This is a genomic window from Geobacillus sp. CCR, from assembly GCF_052906625.1.
Map to the genome: position 1 here is coordinate 1 of NZ_JBREBQ010000072.1, position 4,887 is coordinate 4,887.

3 protein-coding genes and 1 pseudogene are annotated in these 4,887 nt (G+C 47.4%); all 4 read left to right on the plus strand.

Annotation, left to right across the window (positions count from 1 at the left end):
* Positions 1–272: 272 nt before the first annotated feature.
* On the plus strand, positions 273–2,324 hold the full coding sequence (locus tag ACVBDQ_RS17580; protein WP_020279883.1) for an ABC transporter permease: 2,052 nt from the start codon (positions 273–275) through the stop codon (positions 2,322–2,324).
* Positions 2,321–3,190 (plus strand): ABC transporter ATP-binding protein, encoded by an 870-nt coding sequence (locus ACVBDQ_RS17585; RefSeq protein WP_020279884.1) that lies wholly within the window; start codon positions 2,321–2,323, stop codon positions 3,188–3,190. The genes ACVBDQ_RS17580 and ACVBDQ_RS17585 overlap by 4 nt, the downstream gene beginning before the upstream one ends.
* Positions 3,187–3,846, plus strand: coding sequence for a hypothetical protein (locus tag ACVBDQ_RS17590; RefSeq protein WP_033012969.1), 660 nt, complete (start codon positions 3,187–3,189; stop codon positions 3,844–3,846). The genes ACVBDQ_RS17585 and ACVBDQ_RS17590 overlap by 4 nt, the downstream gene beginning before the upstream one ends.
* A gap of 353 nt (positions 3,847–4,199) precedes the next feature.
* A pseudogene (locus ACVBDQ_RS17595) lies at positions 4,200–4,887 on the plus strand (ABC transporter permease); the annotation flags it as partial.

A 4,887-nucleotide genomic window follows, 5' to 3' on the forward strand; every position in this document is an offset into this window, starting at 1 on the left:
TGAGTGTCTTATGCTCTAGCGGCGAAGTGGACACGCCTCAAAGAATAAGGATTGCTTGAAGCAGTCAAACTTCTTTGGAAGCCCCCACTTCAAATTTTCGCTAGAAAATTAAGTGGGGGTAGTTCACGGCGAAGCAAAAGTGACCGTGAATTAAGTTTGCACGCTTCATTCAACAAGCAAGCGAATGTCAACACGGCTCCATCACACCGGCATTCGCTTGCTTTCCTTTATCGTTGATGGATACGACCATGCTGAAAATGGAGTGACCCCTTATGGCTTTGTTTACTCGCCTATCGTGGTTTTACGCCAAACAGATGGGAAAAAGCATTCTCTATATGGGAACATACACATTTTTGTTAATCATGCTGATGATGCGCTTTCTCATTCGCCAGTACGATTCCTTTGGTAAGACGGATTATGGAAATTTTGTCGGGGAAATGACGTTAATCGTCCAAGCGGCAATGCTGCTGTTTATGGTGTTTTTTTACAAGTTGTTCTCTGATGAATACCGATTTGGCGCCAATCTTTTGTTTGCCGGCTCACTGCGCATCACGGCGTTGAAAATCGCCGCCTTGTTCGTGAATCACTTGCTGTTTCTTTCATTCTTCACCGGTCTGCAAGTTGTACTTGTATGGCAGTTTTACCGCACATGGGGTCTTCCCTTTTCTTCGTTGTATACGGAAACGGCGTCGTACATTGCGGTGTATTGGCTCTTGCCGTTCGTATTTGCCTTTTTTCTTGGTATTTTCACTGCTCTATTGTTTGGGAAAAATCGATTAAGCTTTGCCTGGATGATGGTCATTTGGCTGGCCATCGGCCCGATGAATACACAATTGTTTTCTCGTTATTTCCATCGCATCCCCTTTTCTGACATCCGTAGTTTGTTCTACATCGGTCCGTTGAATATGGACGATGTATTTCGTGACGTCGTTGGATACAATGTCAGCCTTCCGACGTACATGAAACTATTGTTTTGGATTCTAACGTCGATGATGGCGGTATGGGCCATTCTTTGGAAAACGGCCCGCACGACAAAGGAGAAAGCGGCCATTATTACAGGTGTCGTTTTGCTTTTAGCGGGGGATGCTTGGTTGTTTCCGCATCTTTTCACCGGAAACAAACTGGTGTTCAGCTACGCTGATTTGGCTAAAGAAAACGTTTACTACCAAACTCACAATCCAACCATCCAACCAAGCACATTGCACTATTCGATTGAACGGTACGACATTCAGCTGGAGGCCAAAAACGGTGTCCATGCGAAAGTGAAAGTGACCTTGCGGCAAATTCGGGGCGACACGCTGTCGTTCGTGCTTTATCATCATTTTTCTCTGAAGCGAATCACCGATCAAACCGGAAAACAGCTGCCGTTTATTCAACAGGGGGATGTCATCACGGTCAAACGTTCACCCAATCGCTTGACCGACGAATGGACATTTGAGTATCAAATGAACGATTCCGCGCAAATTCCGATTTCACCGCACTATTTGTTTTTGCCGAGCGATTTCAGCTGGGTGCCGACAAAAGCCGAACATGCGCCGTTTGCCTTTGTGAATGTTCATTCCAGTCCGGTGCCTGTATCGATGCAACCGAGCCATCCGATCCGCTATACGTTGTCGTTTCACGGAACGGCGCCGTTTTATACGAATTTGCCGCGCCGAAGCGACGGAACGTACGAAGGAGTTGTGTCCGGCGGCATTACAGCCGTAGCGGGAATGTTTGTGAAGGAAAAAATCGGGCCGTGGCAGATCGTGCACCCCGCCGATTGGCCGAATCTTGAGCGGGATTGGCCGGTTTTCGAACGTCATGTACGGCGCATCCACCATGACATCGTGCAGATGTTCGATTTAAAAGAGGCAAAGTTGCCGACGAACATCGTGTTGCTCGCTCCCCATGGTGAACAACGGAGCGTATATAGCAGCGATCATTTGCTTCTTCAAATTGATACGCCATATTCCCTTCGCTCCCAAGAAGGAACATTGATGTATTTGCCGGAAATCATAACAGAAGGACTTCTTTGGAGGGGAGTACATTCATCGATGCAAAAAGAAGTGTTTCAAGCGTTGCTGGCAAGATGGTTCCAACAACAATTAGCCCTTCCCTATTCCGGAGGAGATTTGACGTTTGATTTGACTTTGTCAGTCGACTCTCCTGACGGGAAAACACAGCAAGTGCTGAGGCAGCTGTCTGGGGAGTATGAACGCTTATCCGATGAGAAAAAACAAATATTTTTGGCTTTATGGTACAAACAAATGAGAGAAGGAGCAGATGGCAGCTGGGAGAAAGCGATACAACTTATCCTCATGGTTCAGGAGGGACAGACATGATCCATGTATCCAGCGTCACGAAACGAATCAAAAAACAACTCATTTTATCGAACGTATCGCTCTGCATAGAGGGGATTTACGGGTTAGTCGGACCGAACGGAGCCGGCAAGACGACATTGATGAAAATATTGGCCGGCTTGACACCCATGGATGAAGGGCAGGTGGCGATCGACGAACGAAGCTGCACCAAAGGAAAATATGTGAAAGCTCATGAACGGATCGGTTATTTGCCGCAAGATTTCATGGTTTATCCAAACATTACGGTCGAAGAAGCGCTTGACCATCTCGCTTTATTGCAAGGAATGATGGACAAAGGCGAACGGCACGCGGCCGTTGCCGAAGCAATTCAAAAAGTGAACTTGAACGGCCATGAGACGAAAAAGATGTCCGAGCTGTCCGGGGGAATGCGGCGACGGGTGGGAATTGCTCATTTATTGACGCGAAAGCCGTCCATCTTGCTGTTTGACGAGCCGACGGCCGGCTTGGATATTGAAGAGCGAATCCGCTTTCGCCATCTGCTCAAACAGCTTGGTTCCGAGCATACGATTGTCATTTCTTCGCACATTGTGGAAGACATTGAGTTTTTGTGCACCAAAATTGGGGTTTTAAAACAAGGGCAAGTGTTGTTTGAAGGCACGCCGTCTGAGCTGAAGTCCCGCGCAAAAGGCTGCGTATGGGAATATTGCATACACCCCGAAGAATTGGATGACTTGATCGCAACGCGAGAAGTGGTGCAGCTTCTCGAAGAAGAGGATGGCATTCACGCGCGAGTATTTTCCAAAAACGGGGGAACAGGGGGGAGACGGGTGGCGCCGCGATTGATCGACGGATATTTGGCTGTTGTCAGGAGAGGGGAACCAAGATGAAAGCTTACATCGAATGGATGCGAACCGCATTCGTGTTTGACCGCAAGACAATGGGCGGAGCCTTTTTTATCCCACCAGCGATGTTCATCCTATCTCTGTTGCTTATTTTGCTTGTTCCCCGCAAATCGCCAAGTATTTACGACAATGTGATTATCATCCAAGGGCTGTTCATCCCGTTTTCCGGCTGGTGCCTCATCTATCGGTTCGGCGAACTGTATGAAGACGGAGCGCAAGAGACGCTTGTCCCTTACTATAGGCAATGGGTTTGGATCGATATTGTACGTTATTCTTTCATCCATTTGTTTGGGGTTGTCGTGCTAAGCGGGGCATTCATGTGGAAATATGGAGTTTCTTCTTTGTCTTTTTTGAATCTCATTCATTTCATTCTATTGACGTTCTTTTACCTATTTTTCAGCACTGCCTCCCTTGTTCTTACAAAAAACACCAATATCGCACTGACAGTCATTTTTATTTATACGGTGCTTGAAGTGGCCACATTAGGAACGTTCATGCCCTGGCCGCATATCTTTTTGTTCGAGCCGCCGGTTTGGGAACCGATGCTCATCAACAAATTCATCATGTTAACGCTGTCCATCTTTCTAGCAGCATTCATCACCATTGTCTGGATCAGCAAAGGAGATCGGAAACCTCAATAAAAGCAGATAGGGGATCATTGACGTTTGGCGGCAAATAACGGCTTACCATCCAAACGAAAGGCTATGCTTACAAATTGATCAATTGGTGGCCCGACAGCGTCGTCGCCTCCACCAACTGGCTCAATCCTGGTCAAGAAGAAACGCGCAGTTTTCCACAAACCAAAGACGATAAGTATTATGGCCAAATTGTTGGCCAAACGGTTGGTTCAAGAGGATACGTGACCATTACGGTCAAATAACGATGCCGAATCCGGATGATGAGGAAGTCAGGGATACGCCTAAAAAAGAATGCGGAGATCCCTGACCGCATTTTTCATTTGTCAACTTCTCAGAAAGAAAGCGGTTGATCGGTGATGAGGTGGAAATGGCTGTTTGTTTTTTATTGGAAACGATTGTTGAAAAGCAAGTTATACGTTGGCGCCAGCATCCTATTTTTTGTTTTGCTGCTTGTCAGGTTCATTTTATTCTTTTCAGACGATATGAATGCAGGCATGGAATACTCTGGAGATTTGCCTTCTGAAGTGTTCATGCTTGTCCAAATCGTTTCGCTCTTTTACATCGTATGGTTCTACTTTCTCTACTCCAACGAGCTTCGTTACGGCGTTTCGTCATGGTTCGCCGACGGCTACCGGATTTTGCTGGAGAAAATGAGCGCCTTGCTGGCGGTTCATGCGCTGTGCCAAGGGATCATGCTGATGATGAGCTACGGCGTTTTTTCACTCGTGTATCTCTTCGTTGGGGTGGAGCCTTCGGATCTGTATTGGTCGCTGCTTCGGTTTCTCGCCGTCTACCAGTTTGGACCGCTCGTGCTCACCGTTCTGTACGGCGTCATCATCGCGCTGCTGTTGGAAACGAAAAAGGTCAGTTTTTTCGCTATGTTGCTTGTATGGATCCTGACCGGCCCGATGACGACTGAGCTGTTCATCGATCTGTCCAAAACTGTTCATGCCCGCGACTGGGCGTCGCTGCTGTTTATCGGAAAACACGCGATTCAACGAGCGTATGATTCCTACATCGGGTTTGAGGTCGACCGCGGCGGGG

Coding starts and splice junctions, on each gene's coding strand:
- ACVBDQ_RS17590 (WP_033012969.1), top strand. CDS start 3,187: ATGAAAGCTTACATCGAATGGATGCGAACCGCATTCGTGTTTGACCGC.
- ACVBDQ_RS17585 (WP_020279884.1), top strand. CDS start 2,321: ATGATCCATGTATCCAGCGTCACGAAACGAATCAAAAAACAACTCATT.
- ACVBDQ_RS17580 (WP_020279883.1), top strand. CDS start 273: ATGGCTTTGTTTACTCGCCTATCGTGGTTTTACGCCAAACAGATGGGA.